Origin of the sequence: Agrococcus baldri (assembly GCA_900114805.1) — a bacterium.
Taxonomy (GTDB): Bacteria; Actinomycetota; Actinomycetes; order Actinomycetales; family Microbacteriaceae; genus Agrococcus; species Agrococcus baldri.
On sequence record FOZN01000002.1, the window covers coordinates 63898 to 88852 of the forward strand.

The 24955-nt window shown below is 69.0% G+C and carries 24 protein-coding genes; 10 read left to right on the top strand and 14 right to left on the bottom strand.

The window, feature by feature from the left end:
* The first annotated feature begins 20 nt into the window (after nt 1-20).
* The 8 genes from BM288_RS04365 to BM288_RS04400 are packed head-to-tail and all read left to right on the top strand — an operon-like array spanning nt 21 to nt 8387.
* Nucleotides 21-1574 carry an ABC transporter substrate-binding protein gene (locus BM288_RS04365; RefSeq protein WP_177220252.1) on the top strand — a complete coding sequence of 518 codons (1554 nt, stop codon included), beginning with the start codon at nt 21-23 and terminating at the stop codon, nt 1572-1574.
* Between the two features lie 4 nt (nt 1575-1578).
* Nucleotides 1579-2538, top strand: a complete 960-nt coding sequence (locus tag BM288_RS04370) for an ABC transporter permease (RefSeq protein ID WP_092916345.1) — start codon at nt 1579-1581, stop codon at nt 2536-2538.
* Complete coding sequence (gene opp4C, locus BM288_RS04375) at nt 2535-3440, top strand: oligopeptide ABC transporter permease (protein WP_092916347.1); 906 nt, start codon at nt 2535-2537, stop codon at nt 3438-3440. Before BM288_RS04370 ends, opp4C begins: the two co-directional genes overlap by 4 nt.
* A gap of 1 nt (nt 3441) precedes the next feature.
* Entirely contained in the window at nt 3442-5106 is a 1665-nt protein-coding gene (locus BM288_RS04380) for a dipeptide ABC transporter ATP-binding protein (protein WP_092916349.1), read from the top strand.
* 36 nt (nt 5107-5142) lie between these two features.
* A complete protein-coding gene (locus tag BM288_RS04385; RefSeq protein ID WP_092916351.1) occupies nt 5143-5988 on the top strand; it encodes a PIG-L deacetylase family protein in 846 nt (281 codons plus the stop codon).
* A 32-nt stretch (nt 5989-6020) separates the two neighbouring features.
* Nucleotides 6021-7133 carry an alanine racemase gene (locus BM288_RS04390; RefSeq protein ID WP_092916353.1) on the top strand — a complete coding sequence of 371 codons (1113 nt, stop codon included), beginning with the start codon at nt 6021-6023 and terminating at the stop codon, nt 7131-7133.
* Between the two features lie 13 nt (nt 7134-7146).
* Entirely contained in the window at nt 7147-7524 is a 378-nt protein-coding gene (locus BM288_RS04395; protein WP_092916355.1) for a RidA family protein, read from the top strand.
* 5 nt (nt 7525-7529) lie between these two features.
* The gene (locus tag BM288_RS04400) at nt 7530-8387 is read left to right on the top strand and encodes a fumarylacetoacetate hydrolase family protein (RefSeq protein ID WP_092916357.1); all 858 of its coding nucleotides are present in this window, start codon (nt 7530-7532) and stop codon (nt 8385-8387) included.
* Nucleotides 8388-8391: 4 nt separating this feature from the next.
* On the opposite strand, the gene BM288_RS04405 is transcribed toward BM288_RS04400, so the two are convergent.
* Nucleotides 8392-9594 (bottom strand): cystathionine gamma-synthase, encoded by a 1203-nt coding sequence (locus BM288_RS04405; RefSeq protein ID WP_092916359.1) that lies wholly within the window; start codon nt 9592-9594, stop codon nt 8392-8394.
* Between the two features lies 1 nt (nt 9595).
* Entirely contained in the window at nt 9596-10993 is a 1398-nt protein-coding gene (locus BM288_RS04410; protein WP_092917688.1) for a cystathionine beta-synthase, read from the bottom strand.
* A 72-nt stretch (nt 10994-11065) separates the two neighbouring features.
* On the opposite strand from BM288_RS04410, the gene BM288_RS04415 reads away from it, so the two are divergent.
* Nucleotides 11066-11443: an MGMT family protein gene (locus tag BM288_RS04415; RefSeq protein ID WP_092916361.1), complete on the top strand. Its 378-nt coding sequence runs from the start codon at nt 11066-11068 to the stop codon at nt 11441-11443.
* Nucleotides 11444-11560: 117 nt separating this feature from the next.
* Here the strand turns inward: BM288_RS04415 and BM288_RS04420 are convergent, their stop codons facing one another.
* The 5 genes from BM288_RS04420 to BM288_RS04440 form a co-directional block, all read right to left on the bottom strand.
* A complete protein-coding gene (locus BM288_RS04420) occupies nt 11561-12667 on the bottom strand; it encodes a substrate-binding domain-containing protein (protein ID WP_092916363.1) in 1107 nt (368 codons plus the stop codon).
* 46 nt (nt 12668-12713) lie between these two features.
* Nucleotides 12714-13961 (bottom strand): multiple monosaccharide ABC transporter permease, encoded by a 1248-nt coding sequence (mmsB, locus tag BM288_RS04425; protein ID WP_404799691.1) that lies wholly within the window; start codon nt 13959-13961, stop codon nt 12714-12716.
* A 36-nt stretch (nt 13962-13997) separates the two neighbouring features.
* Nucleotides 13998-15509 (bottom strand): multiple monosaccharide ABC transporter ATP-binding protein, encoded by a 1512-nt coding sequence (gene mmsA, locus BM288_RS04430; RefSeq protein ID WP_177220307.1) that lies wholly within the window; start codon nt 15507-15509, stop codon nt 13998-14000.
* 131 nt (nt 15510-15640) lie between these two features.
* Nucleotides 15641-16810, bottom strand: coding sequence for an ROK family transcriptional regulator (locus BM288_RS04435; protein WP_177220253.1), 1170 nt, complete (start codon nt 16808-16810; stop codon nt 15641-15643).
* Between the two features lie 87 nt (nt 16811-16897).
* The gene (locus BM288_RS04440) at nt 16898-18766 is read right to left on the bottom strand and encodes an ABC transporter ATP-binding protein (RefSeq protein ID WP_092916369.1); all 1869 of its coding nucleotides are present in this window, start codon (nt 18764-18766) and stop codon (nt 16898-16900) included.
* 60 nt (nt 18767-18826) lie between these two features.
* Here BM288_RS04440 and BM288_RS04445 point away from each other — a divergent pair, with 60 nt between their 5' ends.
* A complete protein-coding gene (locus BM288_RS04445) occupies nt 18827-19306 on the top strand; it encodes a DUF6226 family protein (RefSeq protein ID WP_092916371.1) in 480 nt (159 codons plus the stop codon).
* A gap of 38 nt (nt 19307-19344) precedes the next feature.
* Here the strand turns inward: BM288_RS04445 and BM288_RS04450 are convergent, their stop codons facing one another.
* The 7 genes from BM288_RS04450 to BM288_RS04480 all read right to left on the bottom strand — a co-directional run bounded on the left by BM288_RS04450 (nt 19345) and on the right by BM288_RS04480 (nt 24936).
* Complete coding sequence (locus BM288_RS04450) at nt 19345-20058, bottom strand: MBL fold metallo-hydrolase (RefSeq protein ID WP_092916373.1); 714 nt, start codon at nt 20056-20058, stop codon at nt 19345-19347.
* Complete coding sequence (locus tag BM288_RS04455; protein ID WP_092916375.1) at nt 20051-20263, bottom strand: helix-hairpin-helix domain-containing protein; 213 nt, start codon at nt 20261-20263, stop codon at nt 20051-20053. The genes BM288_RS04450 and BM288_RS04455 overlap by 8 nt, the downstream gene beginning before the upstream one ends.
* Before the next feature lie 84 nt (nt 20264-20347).
* Complete coding sequence (rplL, locus tag BM288_RS04460; RefSeq protein WP_092916377.1) at nt 20348-20737, bottom strand: 50S ribosomal protein L7/L12; 390 nt, start codon at nt 20735-20737, stop codon at nt 20348-20350.
* A gap of 33 nt (nt 20738-20770) precedes the next feature.
* Nucleotides 20771-21289, bottom strand: a complete 519-nt coding sequence (gene rplJ / locus BM288_RS04465) for a 50S ribosomal protein L10 (RefSeq protein WP_092916379.1) — start codon at nt 21287-21289, stop codon at nt 20771-20773.
* A gap of 298 nt (nt 21290-21587) precedes the next feature.
* Complete coding sequence (locus BM288_RS04470; protein WP_092916381.1) at nt 21588-23075, bottom strand: sensor histidine kinase; 1488 nt, start codon at nt 23073-23075, stop codon at nt 21588-21590.
* A 19-nt stretch (nt 23076-23094) separates the two neighbouring features.
* Nucleotides 23095-23838: a response regulator transcription factor gene (locus BM288_RS04475; protein WP_092917692.1), complete on the bottom strand. Its 744-nt coding sequence runs from the start codon at nt 23836-23838 to the stop codon at nt 23095-23097.
* A 105-nt stretch (nt 23839-23943) separates the two neighbouring features.
* A complete protein-coding gene (locus BM288_RS04480; RefSeq protein WP_092916383.1) occupies nt 23944-24936 on the bottom strand; it encodes a phosphotransferase enzyme family protein in 993 nt (330 codons plus the stop codon).
* Between the last annotated feature and the right edge of the window lie 19 nt (nt 24937-24955).

A 24955-nucleotide genomic window follows, 5' to 3' on the forward strand; every position in this document is an offset into this window, starting at 1 on the left:
CGCTCGGCGTCGCCACCGCCATGCTGGCGGGCTGCGCAAGCAGCAGCCCCGACACCGAGGGGGAAACGGGCGACGCACTCACCTCGGCCAACCTGTACCTGTACCAGAAGCCGGTGGTGTTCAATCCGCTGGCACCTGGACAGGGCGCCGAGCAACTGACCATGTCGCTCGTGTACAACGGCCTGTTCAACGTCGGGCCGGACTTCGAGTCGGTGCCGCGGCTGGCAGAGTCGTGGGACGTGGCGGATGACGCCATGACCTACACCTTCCATTTGAGGGATGGCCTCACCTGGAGTGACGACGAGCCACTGACAGCAGATGACGTGGTCTTCACGTACAACCTGTTCGTCAACCCAGACGTCGCGAGCCCCAACACCGCACCCTTTGCAGCCGTCGTTGGCTTTGACGAAGTCCAAGACGGCACGGCTGACGCACTCGAGGGAATCGTGGCAGAGGACGACCAGACGGTCACGATCAGCCTGGCTGAACCGACCCCCGGCTTCCTCGCCCTCTTCGGCAGCGGCTACGGCATCCTGCCAGAGCACATCCTTGGCGACGTCGAACCCAGCGCCATCATGGAGCACGAGTTCTTCAAGAAGCCGACGGTGAGTTCCGGCCCCTACGTCATGACGGAGTTCAACGTCGACCAGAACGTCGTGCTCGAGGCCAACGACAACTACTGGTCAGAGGTGGGCATCGACACGCTCTACCTGCAGATGGTCACCAGTGACGTCGCTACCGCCCAGCTTGCGACGGGCGAGACCGATGTCGTGCAGATCTCTCCGCAAGACCTCGCAACGGTCGAGGGGCTCGACGGCGTCACGGTCAGCTCGGCGCCCTCGCCCGGATTCCTCCGGCTGCTCGTGAACTTCCAGAAGTTCGACGACGAGCGTGTCCGTCAGGCGTTCCTCTACGCCATCGACCGTCAAGGCATCATCGACGGCGTGCTCGGAGGCCACGGTGAGACCATCAACAGCACGATCATGACCCCGTGGGCGCTCCCTGATGATCTCGAAGCCTACGAGTATGACCCCGCGCGGGCGCAGGAGCTCCTCGAAGAAGCCGGCTACGACTTCTCGCAGGAACTGCGACTGAGCTGGATTCCGGGAACCGCCGACCGTGATGCAGCGGTCGCCGTCGTGCTCGAGAACCTCAAGGCAATCGGCATCAACGCCGTCGCCGACCAGATGGAGAGCGCGAACCAGCTGGGCATGATCGAGAACGCAGAGTACGACCTGATGGTCTCGGGCGGTGGCACGTACACCCCCGACCCGACGGTCTCGGCCAATGCGCTGCTGTGCGATCGCGTCTTCCCGGCCGGTGGCAACACCTCGCTGTTCTGCGACGAGGAACTCGACACGCTGCTGAACGAGGGTGCCGTGACGGCCGACGAGGACGAGCGCGCAGCGATCTACCAGGACGCTGTTCGCTTGGACAACGAGCTGGTGCCCTACCTGTGGCTGTACGTTCCCGACACACTGTGGGCGACGAGCGACCGCTTGCAAGGCTTCGAGCCGCACGGCGACTTCGCCAACGGCTTCTGGAACGCCGCCGACTGGACGGTGACGGACTGATCCCATGCTGAGAACCCTCGTCACCCGCCTCGTCTCGAGCGTCGCCGTCTTCCTGCTCATCGCAGTTGGGCTGTTCGCGCTCGTACGCCTCGCCCCCGGCGACCCCATCGAGATGATGGTGCCGCCGGAGATCGGAGGCGCCGATCGAGAGGCCTACACCGCTGCTGTCCGTGAACGGTTCGGTCTCGACCAACCCGTCGTGGTGCAGTTCTGGCGGTGGCTTGGCGGGCTGATGACGGGAGATCTCGGCTACTCCTACACGAACGGTCAGCCGGTCGGCGAGCTTCTCGCCGACCGGCTCGGCCCGACAGCACTGCTGATGGGGAGCGCGCTGCTCATCGGCCTGATCATCGCCGTGCCGGCGGGCGTGATCGCCGCGGTGCGACAGAACAGCATCGCCGACTACACGATCAGCTCGGTGAGCGTCATCGCGATCTCGGTGCCGAGCTTCTTCCTCGGCATGCTCGCCATCTACTTCTTCGCGGTAAAGCTGCAGGTGCTCCCGTCATCGGGTATGCATGGAACGGGTCGCGACGATCTCGGCGACCTCCTGCTGCATATGGTCATGCCGGTCGGTTTGCTCGCCCTAGCGAATGCGGCAAGCTTCATCCGCTACGTGCGCAGCGGCGTGCTCGAAGAGCTCGGCAAAGACTACGTCCGCACGATCATCGCGAAAGGCGGAACGCCGTCGAGGGCGTTGCGGCACGCGCTGCGCAACAGTCTGCTCTCACTCGTCACGGTGCTCGCGATGACGATTCCCATCACGCTCTCTGGTGCAGTCGTGCTCGAGCAGATCTTCGCTTGGCCCGGCATGGGTCAACTGGCCATCTACGCCCTCACCAACCGCGACTACCCCATTCTCATCGGCTTCGGCCTCTACATCGCCCTGCTCGTCCTGGTCTGCAACCTGATCGCTGACCTGTCCTACTCGATCATCGACCCGAGAGTGAGGACCGCACGATGAAACGCCCAAGCCTGCTTCCCACGTCGGCCGTGAACCTCGTTCCGACCGTGCAGGAATCATCGCCGGACAAGCTCGCGCTGCGCCGGTTCACGCGAAACCCGATCGCGGTGATCGGCGTGATCGCGCTGCTGATCACGGTGCTTGCGAGCGTGCTCGCTCCGATCATCAGCCCGTACCCGCCGACGGCCATCGACCTCACGAACGTGCGTCAGCCGCCATCCGCAGATCATCTGCTTGGCACAGACTCGACGGGCCGCGACGTGTTCAGTCGGCTGCTCGCGGGCGGACAGATCTCGCTCATGGTCGGCTTCCTGGCCGCCCTGATGGCGGTCGCGATCGGCACACTGGCGGGCGTGGCAGCCGGTTGGTTCGGTGGGATCATCGACGGGATCATCAGCCGCATCATCGACATCATGCTGTCGGTGCCCGCGGTGCTCGTGATCATCGTGCTCGCCGGCGTCATCGGCCCGAGCGTGCCGATGCTCATCGTGGTGATCGCTGGCCTTGCATGGCCGACGCCCGCGCGCATCGCCCGCGGCGTCGTGCTCAGCCTGCGAGAAGAAGAGTTCGTTCAAGCCGCCCGAGCCTTCGGCTCGCGAACAGGATTCATCATCTTTCGCCACCTCGTGCCGGGAGTGCTCCCGCCGATCGTGGTCTCGGCAACGCTGCTCGTGGCGGAAGCCGTGCTGCTCGAGTCGTCGCTGTCGTTCCTCGGCGCCGGCGTGCAACCGCCGGAATCCAGCTGGGGCAACATGCTGAACGAGGCACAGTCGCTCACCGTGCTCTCGTCCATGCCGTGGCTGTGGGTGCCTGCAGGCCTCATGATCGCCATCACCGTCCTGTCGGCAATGGCGGTCGGCGACGGCATCCGTGACGCAATCGACCCTCGGAAGAACACGTGACATGAACAACGAGACTGCGAAGAAGCCACTGCTCGCCGTGCGTGACCTCACGCTCGACATTGCCACCCCGAACGGGACGGTGCGGATCCTCGAAGATGTCGCTCTCGAAGTGCACCCGGGTGAGATCGTCGGCATCGTCGGCGAATCTGGATCAGGCAAGAGCATGACCGCGCTCAGTGTGCTCCGAATCTTGCCGCCCACCGCAAAGATCGTCAGCGGAGGCATCGACTTCGAAGGCGTCGATCTTGCCACGCTCAGCGCTCGCCGGATGCGGAGCATCCGAGGTCGCCGCATCGCGATGGTCTTCCAAGACCACATGACGACCCTCGATCCTGTCATCACGATCGGGGCGCAGATCGTGGAGGCATACCGCATCCACCACCCTCGTTCCTCGCGGGCAGACGCACACGCGCGCATGGTCGAGACCCTGACGCAGGTCGGCGTGCTCGACGCCGTCGAGCGGGCGAAGCAGTACCCGCACCAGTGGTCCGGCGGTATGCGTCAGCGCGCGGTGATCGCGATGGCGCTGATCAACGACCCCGACCTCATCATCGCCGACGAGCCCACCACAGCGCTCGATGTCACGATCCAGGCGGAGATCCTCGCCGTGCTTCGGGAGCTCCGTGATCGGCGCGACCTGTCGATTCTGCTCATCACGCACGACATGGGCGTCATCGCCGACATGGCCGATCGCATCGTCGTGATGAAAGAGGGGAAGATCGTGGAGACCGCGGAAGTGCACGCGCTCTTCTCGTCTCCCCAGCATCCGTACACACAGAAGCTGCTCGATGCGGTGCCTCGGCCGTCGGCCGAAGTGTCAGAGGTCGCGCAGCCGGAGGCAGCAGAGCCTGCTGTGCTCGAGGTGGAGAACCTCGTCGTGGAGTACAACCGGACGTGGCGCAGGAAGGGATTCCACGCGGTCGACGATGTCAGCTTCTCTGTGCCGAAGGGCAAGGTTGTCGGGCTGGTCGGCGAGTCGGGGTCGGGAAAATCGACGATCGGCAAGGCGATCGTGGGGCTCGCGCCGATTACGTCTGGGCACATCCGGGTCGGAGGAGTCGAGCTGAAGGAGTTGCGCGGCAGCGCGGCGCGCAAGGCGAGCGAGACCTACGGCATGGTGTTCCAGGATCCGGCGTCGTCGCTCAACCCGAGAATGACGATCGGCGAATGCATCGGCGAGCCGCTTGTGGCGCACCGGCAATCAATGTCGCGCACCGCACGCCGCGAACGTGTCGTCGAGCTGCTCGAGCAGGTTGAGTTGCCCGCCGCGTGGGTGACGCGTTTTCCGCATGAGCTCTCCGGTGGCCAGCGCCAGCGCGTCGGTGTCGCACGCGCCCTGGCGCTCGAGCCCGAGCTGCTGATCGCCGACGAGCCGACCTCGGCGCTCGACGTCTCTGTGCAGGCCGCGGTGCTCGACGTCTTTCAGGAGCTGCAGCAGCGGCTCGGCTTCTCGTGCCTGTTCATCAGCCACGACCTCGCCGTCGTCGAACTGCTGTCAGAGAGCGTGGTCGTGCTGCAGCGCGGGCAGATCGTCGAGCAAGGCGACGCGCGATCGGTACTCAATGCTCCGCAGACCGAGTACGCGCGCCGCCTCGTCGACGCCGCGCCGCTGCCAGACCCGGCGCGTCAGCGGGCCCGCCACCTCACAACGATCACCACTGCCTAATTCCGTACGACCCATCCCCAAACAGGAGAACACGCAATGCGCATCATGACTGTCTACGCCCATCCCGCAGACACCATCACCAACTGCGGCGGCACGCTCGCGCTGCACGCCGACGCCGGTGACGAGATCGTGGCCGTGATCCTCACGCACGGTGGCCGCATCCACCCGAACGTGTACGCAGAGGAGGCGCGCAAGGAAGACGCCGATCCGAGGCTCACCGCGGCCGGCAGGACTGAGATCATCGAGAACAAGAAGGAAGAGCTGCGTCGCGCCGCCGACATCATCGGCATCGGCACGATCGAGTTCCTCGACCACGACGATCTCATGAGCACCGTCCAGGAGGACGTCGTGGATCAGGTCGCCGAGCTCATCGCAGAGCATCGACCCGACGTCGTCATCGCCGACTACCCGCAGAACCCCGCTGTGACGAACTCCACCCACACCGTCGCGACGATGGTCCTGATCGCGGCGATGGACCGCGCGGCCTCGTTCCTGAGGAACCTGGACGGCAAGGAAGAGGTCAACGTCAAGCAGGTGTTCCTGGGCGGCCTCCCCGTGCTCGCGAGCGACGCGCTCTCGACCTATGGGGTGCGCAACGACCTCATGATCGACATCACGTCGGTCGTCGGCCGGAAGATCGCGGCGATGGACTGCTTCGCCAGCCAGGGCTACGACGGCCCGTTCGCCCGGAAGCTCATTGAGGCGAGCAACGGCGAGTTCGGCCGCTCGGCGGGTGTCGCGCTCGCGGAGCCGTACGTCCGGTTCCGCAGCGAGACAAGGTCGCTGCTCCCGCTGACCGAACACGCAGATGGGGTTGACCCGCTCACACGTCACGTCACGTACTCCCAGTTCGACGTGCGGCGCGAGTTCCCGATCAAGTAGCGACCGAGCCCATCCGCCTGATTGGAAGACGTATGACCGTGACCGTCATGTCCGACCGCATCGGCCGCTCGATCCATGAGCTGCCGACCCCCTCCGTGTTGATCGACCTGCCGACGCTGCACCGCAACATCGAGCAGATGATGGGTGTTGCGCGCGACTCTGACGTCGCCCTGCGCCCGCACTGGAAGACGAGCAAGTGCGCCGAAGTCGGTCGCCTGCAGCTCGGGGCGGGGGCGGTCGGGCTGACGGCAGCGACAGCAGCAGAGGTCGAGGCTCTTGTCGACGCCGGCTTTGACGACATCTTCTGGGCTTATTCGCCCGTCGGTGCCCACCGCATCCGGACCGCTCTGCGCACCGCGCAGCGCGCTCGGGTGCTCATCGGGCTCGACTCGCTCGCGGCAGCGGAGCCGCTCGCCGAAGCCGCTGTCGCGGAGGGGATCGAGTTCGAAGTTCGCCTCGAAGTCGATACCGGGCTAGGGCGTGCTGGCGTCGACGCCGACGACGCGTTGACGGTCGCCCGGCGTCTCGCGCGGATGCCCGGGCTGGTGCTCGAGGGCGTCTTCACGCACGAGGGGCATGTCCAAGGCGTCGGCGCCGACCCCGAGCGCCGCATGAGCACCGGCACGGCAGCGGGACGCCTGTTGGTGGAGGTCGCTGAAACGCTTCGGGCAGACGGACTCGAGATTCCGGGCGTCTCAGTCGGATCGACCGCCGGAGCGCGATCGGCACCTCGTGTTGCGGGAGTGACAGAGGCGCGCCCCGGCACGTATGTCTACGGTGATGAGAACCAGGTCGCGATCGGCACGGTCGATCCTGGTGACACCGCGATGACCGTTCTCAGCAGTGTCATCAGCACGCAGCGCGGCGAGCCAGTGCTCGTCGACGCTGGCATCAAAGCAATGAGCTCGGATGGTGGCATGCACGGCGACGGTCGGATCGGCACCGTGGTCTCCGACGGCGGGGGCCTGATCTCGGTCGGGCATGAGGAGCACGGCTTCCTCCGCGGTTCGTCGCCGCTGCAGGTCGGTGACCTGATTCGGGTGCGACCCAACCATGCATGTGGGCTCACCAACATGCATTCGCACGTCTTCGCCGTCGAGGACGGCGTAGTCGTCGACATCTGGCCCGTTCTGGGCCGTCACTAGAAAAGGAATTGCAATGCAGCAGATCTCAGCAACCACGGCCCCGGCTCCGGCAGGCCCATACTCCGCAGGCATCGTCAGCGGCGGCTTCCTGTTCCTCGCGGGTCAAGGGCCGTTCAACACGGAGTCGGAGATCGTCGGAGAGACGTTCGCGGATCAGGTCAGACAGACATTCGCGAATCTCGAGGCCGTCGCCGCAGCGGCGGGCACGTCGATGCGCAATGCGGTGCGCATCGGCGTCTACCTCAACGACCTCAGTGACTGGGCCGAATTCAACGAGGTCTCGAAGGAGTTCCTGACCACGCCCTACCCGGCGCGCACGTCGATCCAGGCGGACTTGAACGGCTTCCTTGTCGAGATCGATGCGATCCTCGCCATCTCCTCGGAGGAGTGACGGCCATGGAACTGATGCGCATCGGAGCGATCGGCCGAGAACGCCCGGTCGTCAGGCACGACGGCGCGACCTACGCACTGGACAGCCTCACCGGCGACATCGACGGAGTCTTCCTCGCCAGTGACGGGATCGGTCGCGTCGCGCAGGCGCTCGCCGCTGGTGAGCTGCCTGCGGTGAGCATCGAGGGCGAACGCGTCGGCGCGCCGATCGCCCGGCCCACCGCAGTGATCTGCATCGGCCAGAACTACGCCGCCCATGCCGCGGAGTCGGGCGCCGAGCCGCCAAGCGAGCTGATCGTCTTCTTCAAGCACCCCAACACCGTCGTAGGGCCGTTCGACGACGTCGTCATCCCCCCGGGCGCCGAGCAACTCGACTGGGAGGTCGAGCTCGGCGTGGTCATCGGGCGCGCCGCGAACCGCCTCTCCTCCCGCGACGAGGCAGAGGCCGCGATCGCTGGGTACGTCGTGTGCAACGACGTCTCGGAGCGTCACCATCAGCTTGTTACTTCGCTGGGCCAGTGGTCGAAAGGCAAGACCGCGCCGACCTTCTGCCCCGTCGGTCCCCTGCTCGTTCCCGCGGGCGAGGTTGAGTCGGGCGACTTGCGGATCTGGTCGACGGTGAATGGCGAGCCGCGACAGGACTCGACCACGGCCGACCTCATCTTCGATGTGCCGGCGATCGTTCACGGGCTGTCGCAGCACGTCCAGCTCGAGCCCGGCGATCTCATCTGCACCGGTACGCCGCAGGGTGTCGCGTTGTCGGGCCGCTTTCCGTATCTCGCGGACGGCGACGTGATGGAGATGGGGCTAACCGGCCTCGGCGAGCAGCGCTCGCACCTCATCGCGGCGAGCGCGCGGGCATGAGTCGTCAGCTGAGCGAGTCGAGCGCCTGCGTCAGGTCGGCGATCAGATCCGCGGCCTCTTCCAGCCCCACCGAGAGCCGCAGCAGATCCTCCGGCACGGCCAGCTCGGTGCCCTTCACCGACGCGTGCGTCATCTCCGACGGGTAGCAGACGAGCGATTCGATGCCGCCGAGCGACTCTGCCAGCTGGAACAGCCGCGTGCGCGCCACCAGCTCGTGCACCGCGGGCACGCCGCCGGCGAGCTGGATCGAGACCATGCCGCCGAACCCGCGCATCTGCCGCTTCGCGAGCTCGTGCTGCGGGTGATCCGGCAGTCCCGGGTAGTGCACGGCGGTGACGGCCGGGTGGCCGACGAGCGCTTCGGCGACCGCCTGCGCGTTCTGGCAGTGCCGCTCAACCCGCACCGCGAGGGTCTTGAGCGACCGGCTCGTCAGCCAGGCGTCGAACGGGCTGTTCACGGCCCCCACCGCGAACTGCTGGAACCCGACGCTCTCGGCGAGGGACGCATCCGCCGTCACCACCGCACCACCGACGAGGTCGGAGTGCCCGCCGATGTACTTCGTGGTCGAGTGGATGACCGCGTCGGCGCCGAGCGCGAGCGGCTGCTGCAGGTAGGGCGTCGCGAAGGTGTTGTCGGCCACGACGACCGCGCCGGCCGCGTGCCCGAGCTCGGCGAGGCCGGCGATGTCGGCGACCTTCATGAGCGGGTTCGAGGGCGTCTCGACCCACAGGATGCGGGTGTTCGACCGCACCGCCGCGCGCACGGCGTCGAGATCGCTGGCGTCGGCGGTCGAGATCTCGACGCCCCACTTCTGGTGCAGCTGCGAGACGAGCCGGTGCGTGCCGCCGTAGACGTCGTTGCCCATCAGCACGTGGTCGCCGGGCTTGAGCACGGCGCGCAGCAGGGCGTCCTCTGCGGCCAGGCCTGAGCCGAAGGTGAACGCGTGTGTGCCGCCCTCGAGGCTCGCGAGCTGCTGCTGCAGCGCGTCGCGGCTGGGGTTGCCGCCGCGCGAGTACTCGTAGCCGTCGCGGAACCCGCCCACGCCGTCCTGCACGAACGTGCTGGTCATGAAGATGGGCGGGATGACGGCGCCGGTGCGCGGGTCGAAGCTCTGCCCGTCGTGGATGGCGCGGGTTGCGAAGCCGCGGCGGTTGGACACGGTCGCTTCGGCGGGCACGGGGGCGGATGCGTTCGGCTCGGTGGTCATGTCAGGCCTCCTTCGAGAGGTGGGTGAGCAGGTCGGTGCGGGTGATCACGCCGACCGGCTTGGCGTCCTCGAGCACGAGCAGCGCGTCGTAGTCCTTGAGCGCGGCGCGGAGCGTTTCGATCGAGTCGGCGATGCCGATCTGCGGCAGCCGCTCCCCCACGTGCTCGGCGATCGGATCGGTGAGCTGCGCCCGCTCGGCGAAGACGGCCTCCAGCAGCGAGCGCTCGTCGACGGCGCCGGCGACCTCGCCGATCACCACCGGCGGCTCGGCGGTGAGCACCGGCAGCTGGCTGACGCCGTACTCGCGCATGATCTCGATCGCGTCGTGCACGGTGTCGCCGGGGTGCGCGTGCACGAGCGCCGGGATCGCGCCGTCGCCGCGCTTGCCGGTGAGCACGTCGCGCACCGTCGTCTCCGCGTCGGGCGCGGCGAACCCGTAGGAGCGCATCCAGGCATCCGAGTAGACCTTCTGCAGGTAGCCGCGGCCGGAGTCGGGCAGCAGCACCACCACGACCGCGTCGGCGGGAAGATCCTTGGCGATGCGCAGCGCGGCGACCACGGCCATGCCGCTCGAGCCGCCGACCAGCAGCCCCTCCTCGCGGGCGAGCCGGCGAGTCATGGCGAACGACTCGGCGTCGTTCACCGGGATCACCTCGTCGATGACGCTCGGGTCGTAGTTGCCCGGCCAGATGTCCTCACCGACGCCTTCGACGAGGTAGGGGCGGCCGGTGCCGCCGGAGTAGATGGAGCCCTCGGGGTCGGCGGCGATGATGCGCACGCGGCCGCCTGCCTCTGCGGCGCGCTCCTCGGAGACGCGGCGCAGGAAGCGGCCGGTGCCGGTGATGGTGCCGCCGGTGCCGGCGCCGGCGACGAAGTGCGTGACGCGGCCGGCGGTGTCGCGCCAGATCTCCGGGCCTGTGCTCGCCTCGTGCGCGGCGGGCGCCGCCGGGTTGAAGAACTGGTTGGGCTGGTAGGCGCGCTCGATCTCCTCGGTGAGCCGGTCGGCGACGCCGTAGTAGCTCTCGGGGCTGTCGGCCGCCACCGCGGTCGGCGTCACGACCACCTCGGCGCCATACGCCCGCAGGGTGGCCAGCTTGTCCTCGGCGACCTTGTCGGGGCAGACGAACACGCAGCGGTAGCCCTTCTGCTGCGCGACGAGCGCGAGGCCGACGCCGGTGTTGCCGCTCGTCGGCTCGACGATGGTGCCGCCCGGGCGCAGCAGACCCTCCGCCTCCGCCTCTTCGATCATGCGCAGCGCGATGCGATCCTTCACCGAGCCGCCGGGGTTCAGGAACTCGACCTTCGCGAGCACCGTCGCCGCGATGCCGGCGGTCACCTTCGTGAGCTGCACGAGCGGGGTGTCGCCGATGGTGTCGAGGATCGATGCCGCGTATCGCATGCCGTCTGCTGCCACCGGTCGAGCGTACCGCCGGGGCTGCACCCGCACGGCGGACTGGTGCAGGATGGGCGGGTGGATGCGCGCCGGGAGCTGGTGATCGAGCGCGTGCTGCGCTGCATCGAGCTGGTGCCCGCGGGCCGCGTCGCCTCGTACGGCGCGATCGCCGCCATCTGCGGCATCGGCCCGCGGCAGGTGGGCTCGATCATGCGGCACTGGTCCGGCGACCTGGCCTGGTGGCGCATCACGAATGCCTCGGGCGACTTCCCCGGCGACTTGCTCGACCGCGCACGCCCGCACTGGGAGGAGGAGGGCATCGCCGTCAAGCCCAACGGGCTCGGCTGCCGCTACGCCGACTACGCCGCCGACATGGGCGAGCTCGAGCTGCAGTGGCGCGAGGCGACCGCCGACCTGCCGGACCCGGACGCGGACGACCTGGACGCATCCGCCTGACGACCGGGACGCATCTGCCGACTTGGACGACGCATCCGCTGGCGGCTTGGACGCACCCGCCCGTGCGCAACGAGCAACGGGCGGCCCCCGAAGGGACCGCCCGTCATGGATCGCTGGCTACCCCTCGGTGAGCGGCGCCAGGTCAGGGTTCTCGGCGTACGCCTCTGCGGCGTTCTCCTGCGTCACGATGACCGGCTCGAGCAGGTTCGAGGGAACCTCCATCGCGCCGTTGTCCTGCGTGCCGGTGGTGGTGGGCTCCTCGCCCGCCTGCAGCGCCTGCGCCATCTCGATCGCCGCGGCGACGAGCGCGCGCGTGTCCTTGTAGATGGTGGAGTACTGCACGCCGTCGACGATCGACTGCACCGACTCGACCTCGGAGTCCTGGCCCGTCACGACCGGCACGTCGCGGCCGGCGTTCTGCACCGAGGTGAGGATGGCGCGGGCGAGGTTGTCGTTCGGCGAGAGCACGCCGTGCAGGTCCTCACCGCCGTACGAGGCCTGCAGGATCGTGTCCATGCGGTTCTGCGCGTTCTCCGCCGCCCAGTCCTCGGTCGAGGTCTGCTGCACCGTGGTCTGGCCGGAGACGACGTTCAGGGTGCCGTCGTCGATCATCGGCTGCAGCACGCTCATCGCGCCGTCGAAGAAGACCGCCGAGTTCGAGTCGTCGGCCGAGCCCGAGAAGAGCTCGATGTTCCAGGTGTCGAGGTCGCCGTGCTGCGCCTCGAGGCCCTCGAGCAGCGACTGCGCCTGCAGCTCGCCGACGTGGAAGTTGTCGAACGCGACGTAGTAGTCGACCAGCTCGCTGTCCTGGATCAGGCGGTCGTAGGCGATCACCGTGATGTCGGCGGCGTCGGCGGCCTCGAGCTGCGTCGCCAGCTGCCCGGTGTCTGCGGCGCCGATGATGATGACCTCTGCGCCGTCGGCGATCATGCTCTGGATCTGCTGCTGCTGGTCGCCGACCGAGTTCGACGAGCCCGCGTACTGCACGTTGCCGGTGAAGCCGGCGTCGGTCAGGCCGTTGGTGAACAGGTCGCCGGCCAGCACCCAGTTCTCACTGGTGCGGTCGGGCAGGGCGACGCCGATCGTGGCGTCGGCGGCGAAGCCGGCCTGCGGCTCACCGCTCTCGCCCTCGGTGCCGGTGCCGGTGTCGGCGCGGCCGCAGCCGGTCAGTGCGATGCTGACGGCTGCGATGCCGGCCAGCGCCGCGATGGTGGTCTTCCTCATCAGTACTCCTGTGGTGTTCGGTGTGGGATGGGTTGGGTCGGGTGGCTCAGGACGCGACCGTCGGTGCGTCGCGGTCGCGGCCGCGGGTGAGCCCGCGCTGCAGTAGCGCGATGATCGAGAAGCGGCCCTGGCGCTTGTTGAGCACGTCGATGGCGACGGCGATCAGCAGCACGAGGCCCTTGATCACCTGGATCCAGTCGGAGCCGGTGCCGAGCGCGAACAGGCCGTTCGAGAGCACGGCCATCACGAGGCCTCCGATGATGCTGCCGGTGACGGTGCCGATGCCGCCGGCCACGGCCGCGCCGCCGATGAAGACCGCGGCGATCGCGTCGAGCTCCCAGGTGACGCCGTCGGCGGGGCCGGCCGCCTGGGCGCGGGCGATCCACATCATGCCCGCGACCGATGCGAGCACCGACATGTTGGCGATCACGAAGAAGTCGATCCAGCGCGAGCGCACGCCCGAGAGCTGGGCTGCGCGGCGGTTGCCGCCGACGGCGTAGATGTGGCGGCCGAGCGTGGTGCGCTGGGTCAGGAAGCCGTAGCCGAGCACGAAGGCGACCAGCAGGATGCCCGAGAGCGGGAAGCTCGTGCCGGGACGGCCGCTCGCGAAGAGCAGGGTCGTCGCGACGATGATGCCCGAGAGCAGCGCCAGCCGGGTGATCAGCACCCACTGCGGGGGGACCTCTGCGCCGATCCGCTTGCGACGCGCACGGCCGCGCAGCTCGAAGACCACCAGCGCGACGATCGCGAGCAGGCCGAGCAGCAGCGTGAGGTTGTTGTAGCCGGTGTCGGGACCGACCTCCGGCAGGTAGCCGGCGAGCGCGTCGACGAAGCCGCGGTCGACGCCGATGCCGCGCGACTGCCCGACGACCTGGTTGAGGCCGCGGAAGAGCAGCATGCCGGCGAGCGTCACGATGAAGGCCGGCACTCCGACGAACGCGACCCAGAATCCCTGCCAGGCGCCGATCAGCAGGCCGAGCCCGAGGCCGATCAGGATCGCCACGCCCCATGGCAGTCCCCAGTCGTTCATGGAGATGGCCACGACCACGCTCGCGAACGCCGCCACCGAGCCGACCGAGAGGTCGATGTGGCCAGCGATGATCACCATCACCATGCCGATCGCGAGGATCAGGATGTACGACTGCGACTGCACGATGTTGATGACGTTGCCCGGGGCGAGGGTCGTGCCGCCGGTGGCGAACTGGAAGGCGAGCACGATCACGATCAGGGCGCCGAGGATGCCGAACTCCTTCAGCGAGCCCTTCTTGCCGAAGAGCATGCTGAACTCGGCCAGGAAGCCGCGGCGCTCGTCCACGCGATCGGTCATGTCTCAGTCACCCTTCGTCGGCGCCATGCGGCGCATGAGCATCTCCTGGTCGGCATCGGCGGCCTGCAGCTCGCCTGTGATGCGCCCCTCGAAGATCGTGTAGATGCGGTCGGCCAGGCCCAGCAGCTCCGGCAGCTCGGAGGAGATCAGGATCACGCCCTTGCCCGCATCTGCCAGCTCACGCACGATCTGGTAGATCTCGCTCTTCGCGCCGACGTCGATGCCGCGGGTGGGCTCGTCGAGGATCAGCAGGTCGGGGTCGGTGAACATCCACTTCGCTAGCACCACCTTCTGCTGGTTGCCGCCCGAGAGCGTGTCGACGCCGTGCTCGACGCTCGGCGACTTGATGCGCAGCGAGCGGCGGTACTCTTCCGCCGTCTCTGCCTCCTGCAGCCCGTCGACGACGCCGGCGCGGGCGATCTTGGACAGCTTCGCCGAGACGATCGAGCGCTTGATGGTGTCGAGCAGGTTCAGCCCAAGCGCCTTGCGGTCCTCGCTCACGTAGGCGATGCCGTGGCGGATCGCGTCGGGCACGGAGCGCACCTTGATCTCCTCGCCGTCCTTGTGGATCGTGCCGCCGAGCCAGGTGCCGTACTGCCGGCCGAAGACGCTCATGGCGAGCTCGGTGCGGCCCGCGCCCATCAGGCCGGCGAAGCCGACGATCTCGCCGCGCCGCACGGTGAAGCTCGAGCCCTTCGCGACCAGGCGCTCGGCAGAGAGCGGATGCTGCACCGTCCAGTCGCGCACCTCGAAGAAGACCTCGCCCGTGGTGTGGGCGCGCTCTGGGAAGCGCTGACCGAGCGTGCGACCGACCATGCCGCGGATGATGCGATCCTCGTCGACGGCGCCCTCGGCGATGTCGAGCGTCTCGATCATCCTGCCGTCGCGGATGATGGTGATGTCGTCGGCGATCTGCTCGATCTCGTTGAGCTTGTGGGAGATCATGATCGACGTCACGCCCTTGGCCTTCAGGCCGACGATCAGGTCGAGCAGGTGCTGCGAGTCAGCCTCGTTGAGCGCCGCGGTGGGCTCGTCGAGGATGAGCAGCTTGACGTGCTTCTCGAGCGCCTTGGCGATCTCGACCAGCTGCTGCTTGCCGACGCCGATGTGCTTGATGGGCGTGTCGGGGTCCTCGTCCAGGCCGACGCGCGCGAGCAGCTCGGTGGCGCGCATCCGCACCGTGTCCCAGTCGATCGCGATGCCGCGACGGGGCTCGTTGCCGAGGAAGATGTTCTCGGCGATCGACAGCTCGGGCACGAGCGCGAGCTCCTGGTGGATGATGACGATGCCGGCGCGCTCGGAGTCGTTGATGCTGCCGAAGGCCACCGGCTCGTTCTGGTAGACGATCTCGCCGTCGAAGGTGCCGTGCGGGTAGACGCCGGAGAGCACCTTCATGAGCGTCGACTTGCCCGCGCCGTTCTCGCCGCAGATCGCGTGGATGGTGCCCTTGCGAACCTCGAGGCTGACTGCGTCGAGGGCGCGCACGCCGGGGAACTCCTTCGTGATGCTCCGCATCGACAGGATCACCGGCTCAGCCACCCTCGGCTCCTTTCGCGCGCCCGCCGGCCTCGGCAGGAACGCGGATCAACCTACGCGGCACGGAACGTTGCGTCAAGTCTTGAACGCAAGTAACCAAATCGTTATCTTCAGATGAACGCGGCCGCCTTGGCGCTCTGCCGCGCGAGCGTCACGGCCCCGAGCACCTCGGCCCGCGATCCGAGCGATGTGCCGACGATCCGGGTCGACGTCGTGAGCGCGTGCAGCGCGAAGCGCTCGAACCCGTCGCGCACCGGTTCGAGCAGCAGGTCGCCGAGCTCGGCGAGCGGGCCGCCCACCACCACCACTGCGGGCGCCAGCAGGTTCGCGGCGTTGGCGATGGCGCGCCCGATGGCGGCCCCGGCGTCGGCGACCACGCGGCGGGTGGCGGGGTCGCCCGCCAGCGCCTGCCGCACGATGTCGGCGGAGCTGATGGGCCTGCCGAACACGGCGGACAGCGACTGCGCCATCACTCGCACGGAGGCGAGCGTCTCGAGGCACCCGCGGCTGCCGCAGACGCAGAGCGTCCCGGCAGGATCGACCTGCACGTGGCCCAACTCGCCCGCGATGCCGAAGGAGCCGCGGTGCAGCCGGCCGCCGATCACCAGCCCGCTGCCGATGCCCGTGCCGAGCTTCACGAAGATGAGATCGTCGACCTCGCCGTACGAGCCGAAGGCGCGCTCGGCGATCGCGCCGAGATCGGAGTCGTTCGCCAGCTCCACGGGCATGCCGAAGGCTTCGCTGATGCGATCCTGCGTCACCCCGTCCCACTCCGGCAGGATCGAGTGGCCGAGGATCGCGCCGGTGCGCAGGTCGATCGGGCACGGCACGCCGACGCAGATCGCAGCCACGCTTCCGCGCTGCAGCCCGGCCTCCTCCAGCAGCTCGTCGAGGCGCTCCGCCGCGATGGCGAGGCTGTCGTCCGCTCTGTGCCCGACCGGCAGCACCACCTCGTCCTCGACCAGCACCACCGGGTCGTCGGCGGCCACGGCGATGCGCACGTGCTGCCGGCCGAAGTCGATGCCGACGACCGTCGGCCCCTCGGCCCGCTCGAGCGTCACGAGGCTCGCGCGCCGACCCTGGTGCACAGTCGGCTGGGTCGAGACGGCACCGCGCTCCCGCAGATCGCGAACGATGTTCGACACCGTCGCGTGCGCCAGCCCGGTGCGCTCGGCGATCTCGGACTGCGTCGCGGGCGCCGCGCGCAGCGCCTGCACCACCCGCGCCTGGTTCGCGGCGCGCAGGGCGCCCTGAGAGCCGGGCCTGCGGTTCGTCGCCATGTCGCCTATCGTGACGCCGCAGCACATTGCTGTCAAGAAATGAACGCAACCGGGCAGGTGCTGGTCATCGGATGATGCGTGTGCGCCTCAGTCCGCCGACTGCTGGGCGAACAGCGTCGCGTAGGTGCCGCCGAGCGCCAGCAGCTCGGCGTGTGTGCCGCGCTCGACGATGCGGCCGGCGTCGATGACGAAGATCACGTCGGCGTCGCGGATGGTCGAGAGGCGGTGCGCGATCGCGAGGGTCGTGCGGCCGCGCGCGGCCGCGTCGAGCGCGGCCTGCACGACACGCTCCGAGACGGTGTCGAGGGCGCTGGTGGCCTCGTCGAGCACCAGCACCTCCGGGTCCTTCAGCAGCACGCGCGCGATCGCGATGCGCTGCTTCTCACCGCCGGAGAGGCGGTAGCCGCGCTCGCCGACGATCGTGTCGTAGCCGTCCGGGAACCGATGGATGGTGTCGTAGATGCTCGCTGCCCTGGTGGCCGCGTCGAGCTCGGCGTCGGTCGCGTCGGGCTTGGCGTAGCGCAGGTTCTCGGCGATGGATGCGTGGAACAGGTAGGGCTCCTGGCTCACGATGCCGATGTGGTCGGTCAGCGCCGCCGGGTCGAGCTCGCGCACGTCGACGCCGCCCAGCCGAACCGCTCCCCCGGTCACCTCGTGCAGGCGCGGCAGCAGGTAGCCGATCGTGGTCTTGCCGGCCCCCGAGGGGCCGACGAAGGCGGCGAAGGTGCCGGGCTCGAGCCGGAACGAGACGCCGTCGAGCGTTGCACGCTCGCCCTCACGGGCATCCGGGTAGTGGAACTCGACGCGGTCGAACTCCACCTCGCCGGCGCGCTCGCGCGGCAACGGCTTCGGCTCGGCCGGCGGCACGATGGCCGGCACCAGGTCGAGGTACTCGAAGATGCGGGCGAACAGCGCGGAGGAGGTCTGCAGGTCGAGCGAGACCCGCAGCAGGCCCATCAGCGGCATCAGCAGCCGCGCCTGCACCGTCGTGAACGCGACGAGCGTGCCTGCCGTCACTCCCTCATCCGCCCCCGGTGCCTGCCCGGTGATCAAGTAGCCGGCGATCACGTAGATCACCGCGGGCAGGATCGAGATGAAGATCGACACGAGCGCGAAGAAGGTCTGCCCGCTCATCATGAGGCGCACCTGCAGATCGATCTGGCGGTCGTTCTCGTCGCGGTAGCGGCGCGACTCGTCGGCCTGCCGGCCGAACGCCTTCGCCAGCAGGATGCCGGAGACCGACAGCGACTCCTGCGTGATCGCGGTCATTTCACTCAGCGACTCCTGCGTCTTCGTCGCGATGCGCGCGCGCACCTGCCCGACGCGGCGCTGCAGGATGATCAGCACCGGCGTCAGCAGCACGGCCGCGATGGTCAGCTGCCACGACAGGATCAGCATCGTCACAAGGCTCGCGATGACGGTGACCGTGTTGCCGACCACCGACGAGACGGTGTTCGAGAGCACGCTCGCGACGCCGCCGACGTCGTTCTGCAGCCGCGACTGGATGACGCCCGTCTTGGTGCGGGTGAAGAAGGCCAGCTCCATGCCCTGCAGCCGGTCGAACAGGCTCGTGCGCAGCTGCCCCATGACTCGGTTGCCGACGCGCGAGGTGATCCAGGTCTGCCAGATGCCCAGCAGGCTGGACGAGACCCACAGCGCCACCATGATGCCCACGAGCGTCCACAGCAGCTGCAGGTCGACGCCGCTGCCGTCGAGCGGGAAGAGCGCCTCGTCGAACACGCGCTGGGTCAGCAGCGGCGGGAAGACCGCGATCGTCGCGACCACCAGCACGAGCACGATCGTGAGCGTGATCTGCCGCTTGTGCGGCGCGAACAGGCTGACGATGCGCTTGCCCAGGTCTGGCACGCGGGGTGCGTCGGCATTGGCACGGCGCTGCGCCTTCTCGTCGCGCATCGCGACGCGTCCGCCGCCGCCCCCGCCCATCCGCATGCTCATGGGGCAACCGTAGCGCCGCGCACCGACCTGCCCTGCCGGGCGGGGTGCGAGGATGGTGCCATGGCCCCGCCCGCCGCATTCGTCATGCCGCCGCTGCCGAGCGGGCGGTGGCTCGACGCCGACGGGCGGGTGATCGCGTACGGCAACCGCTGGGGCATGGGCTCACCGCCGGATGAGGCGTACTCGGTGACGTCGAACACCGAGCGCTATGCGCCGCTGCACGACGTCGCCGACGCGCTCGTCGCACACCTGCTCGCCGAGTACGACTGCGCCGCTGAAGCGGAGCCGACGGCCTCGAGCGGCACGAAGGAGCTGCGTGCGCTGCGAGTGCGGCCCGTCGGCGGCGGCACGGGCATCCGCTTCGCCTGGACGGCCTTCCCCGGCGTGCTCGCTGACCTCGGCGGTGAAGTGCCGGAGGCCGCGCCGATGTGCGGCTGCGACGCGTGCGACGAGTCCCTCGAGCGTGCCGCGGCCCAGTTCTGCGACCGGGTGCTCGCGCACGTCAGCGGCTCGACCGCATGGTCGCGGCGCGCCGACTGACCGCTTCGCCGGCAGGCTGCCCAGGTGTGCTGACCCGATCACGTGCCGGCAGACGCGAAGCCCTCGAGCAGCGCGCGGTGGTGGGCGAGCCGCTCGTGACCGCAGGGCTCACCGTGGCCCGGCACGAGCAGCGGCTGCGCGTGGGAGGCGAGCCGGTCGAGCGCGCGCAGCCATCCGCTGACCTCGGTCGACTCGTCGAGCTGCGGGTCGTCGGCCGTCTCGACCAGGTCGCCGGCGATGGTGACCCCTGCGGCCGGCGCGTGGATCACCAGGTCACCGCTGGTGTGCGCTGGGCCGAGCGGCTCGAGCTCCACCTCGAGCGCGCCGATGCGGAGCGTGCGCGGCTCGGGCACCGCGGAGCCCGGCAGCACGATCTCGAGGTGACGCACCGCATCCGCCGTGGCACCCGTGCTGAACCCCAGCACCGCCTCGCGCTGCGTCTCGCCGTGCTCGCGCAGCTCGGCGATGGTGGCAGGATGCGCGTAGGCGGGCACGTCGTCGAGGACTGCGAGCGCGAAGCAATGATCCCAGTGGGCGTGCGTGATCACGACGGCGACGACGCGGTCGCCGCGCGCTTCGATCGCGGCACGCAGCTCGGCGGCGCGAGCGGGCAGAGTGCCGGGGTCGACCACGAGCGCCTCACCGGCGTCGGCGATCACCACGGCGTTCATCGTCGCCTCGGGCATCACCCAGCGGTCGATGCCGGGCGCGACCTGCAGCAGCTCGGGCATGGAGCCTGCCGGCTCAGGCATCGAGGCTCCTGCCCTGCTGCTCGAGCGCCGCACGCAGGATGCGGATCGCCCGCGGCCCGACGCCGTGCAGTGCGAGCAGCTCGGCCTCACCCATCGCCGCGACACCGTCGAGCGTCGTGACACCGACAGCGAGCAGCGCCCCGGTGGCCGGGCGGCCGATCTTCGGCAGGTCGCCGATCTGCTCGGGCAGGCCACGCGTGCTCATGCGAGCCAGTGTGCCACCGGCCGCGCACGCATGACGAAGGGCCGCACCCGAGATGGATGCGGCCCTTCGAGATGCAGCGGGTGACTACTTGATGGTCACCGTAGCGCCGGCCTCTTCGAGGTCAGCCTTCGCCTTGTCTGCGTCTTCCTTCTTCGCGCCCTCGAGCACGTTGGCGGGAGCACCGTCGACGAGGGCCTTGGCCTCGCCCAGGCCGAGCGACGTCAGCGCGCGCACGACCTTGATGACCTGGATCTTCGCCGAGCCGGCGGCCTCGAGGACGACGTCGAACTCCGTCTGCTCCTCAGCCTCCTCAGCAGCGGCAGCGCCACCGGCAGCCGGAGCTGCAGCAGCAGCGACCGGAGCCGCAGCGGTGACCTCGAAGGTCTCCTCGAATGCCTTCACGAACTCGCTGAGCTCGATGAGCGTGAGCTCCTTGAACTGCTCGAGCAGCTCGTCAGTCGACAGCTTTGCCATCGTCTTCTCCTTGTTTCTAGAACTGACCGTGGCCTATTCGGCCGCGGACTCCTGCTTGACCCGAAGCGCCTCGACCGTGCGAACGGCCTGGGCGAGCGGGGCGTTGAACATGTAGGCAGCGCCGAACAGCGAGGCCTTGAAGGCACCTGCCAGCTTGGCCAGCAGCACCTCCCGAGACTCGAGGTCGGCGAGCTTGTTGACGTCGTCGGTCGTGAGCGGGTTCCCGTCGAAGAAGCCGTTCTTGACCACGAGCGCCGGGTTCGCCTTGGCGAAGGCACGCAGCTCCTTCGCGACAGCGACAGGGTCGCCGTGCACGAAGGCGATCGCCGACGGGCCGACAAGCGACTCGTCGAACGCCGTGATACCGGCGTTGTTGGCTGCGATCTTGGTCAGCGTGTTCTTCACCACGGCGTACGTCGCGTGCTCACTGATCGAACGGCGCAGCGTCTTCAGCTGGCCGACGGTGAGACCGCGGTACTCGGTCAGCAGAACGGCGTTCGAGCTCTCGAAGAGTTCCGAGAGCTCGGCGACCGCAGCTTCCTTGTTCGCCATGGTGCTCCTTGCATCGTTGCTGGCTTCCCTGGCTCACACATGAAAATGAGCTCCGGCGCATGCGCACGGAGCTCGGCCCTCGACGGGACTTCTGCACCTGCGCGGGCCTTCGCTCTCACGAGCAAGCCTTCGGCTGCCGCGCACCTTTCGAGCACGCGCCAACGACCAGCGGTCTTTGGTATGAGGAAAGACTACGGCACGACGGATGCGCGACGCAAGCGCGCGGTGGAGCTCCCGAGCGACGACCCTTTCGGGTCGTCGCCGCGACCCCAGGGCCGACGCCCGTCCCGGGCGTCGGTCACCGCGTTTCACCCCCGGTCGCCGGCCGCCAGAGCGGCAGCCGCACGGTGAAGGCCGTGCGGCCCGGCTCACTCGACAGCGCGATGCTGCCGTGGTGCGCCTCGACGAGCGCCTGCACGATCGCGAGCCCGAGGCCCGAGGAGCCCGTCATGCGGGAGCGGCTCGAGTCGCCGCGCGCGAAGCGCTCGAAGACCGACTGCTGCAGCTCCGGCGAGATGCCGGGGCCGGCGTCGATGATGTCGATCACCGCCTCATCGCCCTCGGCGCGCAGGTGCACGTCGATGGCGGTGCCGTCTGGCGTGTGCACGCGCGCGTTGGCCAGCAGGTTCGCGACGATCTGCTGCAGCCGCAACTGGTCGCCGGCAACGACCACCGGCTCCTCCGGCAGCTCGAGCGAGATGGGGTGATCGCGTCCTGCCGCCTGCGCGTCGGCGACGGCCTCGACCACCATGAGCGAGAGGTCGACCTCTGCCCGCAGCAGTTCGCGCCCCTCATCGAGCCTGGCGAGCAGCAGCAGGTCGTCGACGAGCGCCTGCATGCGGTGCGCGGCCGCCTCGATGCGCTCGAGCGAGGCGCGGGAGTCGTCGCTCAGCTGGGTGTCGTGCTTGCGGGTGATCTCTGCGTAGCCGCGCACGGCCGCGAGCGGCGTGCGCAGCTCGTGCGACGCATCCGCCACGAACTGCCGCACCCGCTGCTCGCTGAGGGACCGCGCCTGGAAGGCCTCCTCGATGTGGTTGAGCATGCGGTTCATCGACTCCTGCACGCGCTCGACCTCGCTCGCCGGCTCCTCGATGCGCACCCGGTTGGTGAGCTGCGCGTTGCCGGAGGCGAGCGGCAGCTGCGAGATGCGCTCGGTGGTGGCGATGACGGAGGTGAGCGGCCGCAGCGCACGGCGGATGATCATGTCGCCCAGCAGCAGCACGATCGTGACCGCGGCGATGGCGGAGACGGCGATGACGAAGCCGAGCGCGGCGAGCGTCTGGTTGGCGTCGGCGAGCGAGAGGCCGACGATGACGCGCAGATCGCCCACCTCGGTCGCGACCACCCGGTACGAGCCGAAGCCCGGCAGCGACTCGGTCTGGATGGAGCCGGTCGTCGAGGCGAGCACGACCCACTCGTCAGCGACGGTGAGCGCGAAGCGCTGGCTGAGCCGATTGACGATGTACGGGTTGATCAGCTCGCCGTCGCGCTCGACGGCGATGAGCGCGCCGACCGGGTTGCCACCCAGCTCGATCGGCTGGTCCCTGCCGGTCTCGACCGCGCGCTGCGCGGCGACCACCGCGCGGTCGGAGAGCTCGCGCAGCTGCTCGTCGACACGGGTCTCGAGCACCACGCGCATGGTCATGACGCTGGCGATCGCGACGGCCGCGGTGAGCAGCGCGAACAGGGCCACCACGACGACCAGGAGCCGTCGGCGCAGCGACCACGACGACGGGTTCTGGATGCGTCGGCCCAGCTGGGCTGCGGACGCCGCAGCCTGAGTCACGCCGTGGTGCTCCTCGCGGTCACTCGGCCGCGCGCAGCTGGTAGCCCACGCCGCGCACGGTGTGGATCATCGCGGGGCCGAGCGTGTCGATCTTCTTGCGCAGGTAGGAGATGTAGAGCTCGACCACGCTCGCGCGGCCGCCGAAGTCGTACGACCAGACGCGGTCGAGGATCTGCGCCTTCGACAGCACGCGACGCGGGTTCCGCATCAGGTAGCGGAGCAGCTCGAACTCGGTGGCCGTGAGGTCGACCTGCTGGCCGCCGCGGCGCACCTCGTAGGAGTCCTCGTCCATCATCAGATCGCCCACCCAGAGCACGCTCGACTCCTCGGCGGCGGCGGCGGTGCGGCGGATGAGGCCGCGCAGCCTGGCCACGACCTCCTCGAGGCCGAACGGCTTGGTGACGTAGTCGTCGCCGCCGGCGGTGAGGCCGGCGACACGGTCGTCGAGGGAATCCTTCGCGGTGAGGAAGAGCACCGGCACGTCGAAGCCGGCGGAGCGGAGGCGCTGGAGGACGGTGAGGCCGTCGATGTCGGGGAGCATGATGTCGAGCACGACGGCGTCGGGGCGGAACTCGCGCACGGCCTGCAGTGCCTGCTGGCCGTTCGCGGCGGTCTTCACGTCCCAGCCCTCGTACTTGAGACCCATGGCGACGAGGTCGGCGAGGCTCTGCTCGTCGTCGACGACGACCACCCGGATGGGCGAGCCGTCCTGGCGGGTGAGGCGGGGCTGAGCCCGCAGCTGCTGCTGAGCGGTATCGGTCATGCCATCCATTTCGCCAGAGTCTCCTATGCGCGCATCAGGAGTCAGCCTATGCCATTCCTGTGCGTTCCTGATGTGCGCGAAGCAGCAGTCGCCGGCGCGCGCAGCTCAGCCGATGGCGCGGGTGAAGGTGCCGGTCTCGAGCCACTGGCGCAGGCGCGCGATCGAGGTGCGCAGGTACTCGGCGGCGCCCGCCTTCAGATCGGCCGTGGTGCTCAGCTGCAGGGCGTTCGCGAGCAGCAGCTGCCGCGAGGCGACGAGCGCCTCGAAGTCGGCTGGCTCCACCTCAGGCAGCGGCAGCAGCTGCTGATAGCCGGCGCGCACCGCAGCCTCGAGCGCCGGGTCCTCGCCGCGCAGGTAGAACGTCGAGATCGCCAGGTCGAGCACCGGCGCCCCGAGCCCGGCGTCGTCGAAGTCGAACACCGCGAGCCGCCCCTCGTGCCACTTCAGGTTGCCCCCGTGCAGGTCGGCGTGCAGCGGCCGCAGCCGGCCGGTGCGCAGCCGGTCGAACGCCTCACCGGCGCGCTGCCGCGTGCGCCGCAGCACCTCGCGGTCCTCGTCGCTCAGCCCGGGTGCGGCGTCGAGCAGGTCGCGGTCGCCGAACAGCGGCTCGACGAAGCGCGGCAGCTCGGCGCCCTCCGGCAGCTGCCACGTCTCGGCGTGCGCGTGCAGCGCGGCCATCGTGCGACCGAGCGCCGCGGCGGCGTCTGGCCCCAAGGCATCCGCATCCTCGCCCGCGAGCCACCCGGCGACCGTCACGAGCAGGGGCCGGCCGAGCGCGCTCGAGTCGACCTCGACGAACCACTGCCCCGCACGCGTGCGCTGCGGCCGTGCCACGAGCACCTCGGTCTGCTCGGCGATCGCGGCGATCCACGACTGCTGCGCGATCGCGTGCGCCGGCGTGCTCTGCGAATTGGTGCCGACCCGCAGCGCGAAGCGCCGGCCGTCGGATGTGCCGAGCTCGAAGGTGGTGTTGTAGGCGTGCAGCAGCGGCACGAGCGTCGCCACCTCGAGACCGAACGCCGCTGCTGCCTGCAGCGCGACCGGCCGCAGCGCCTCGACCTGCTCGGCGTCGCTCAGCTCGTCGTACGGATGCGTCATGGGCGCTATTGCATCACGC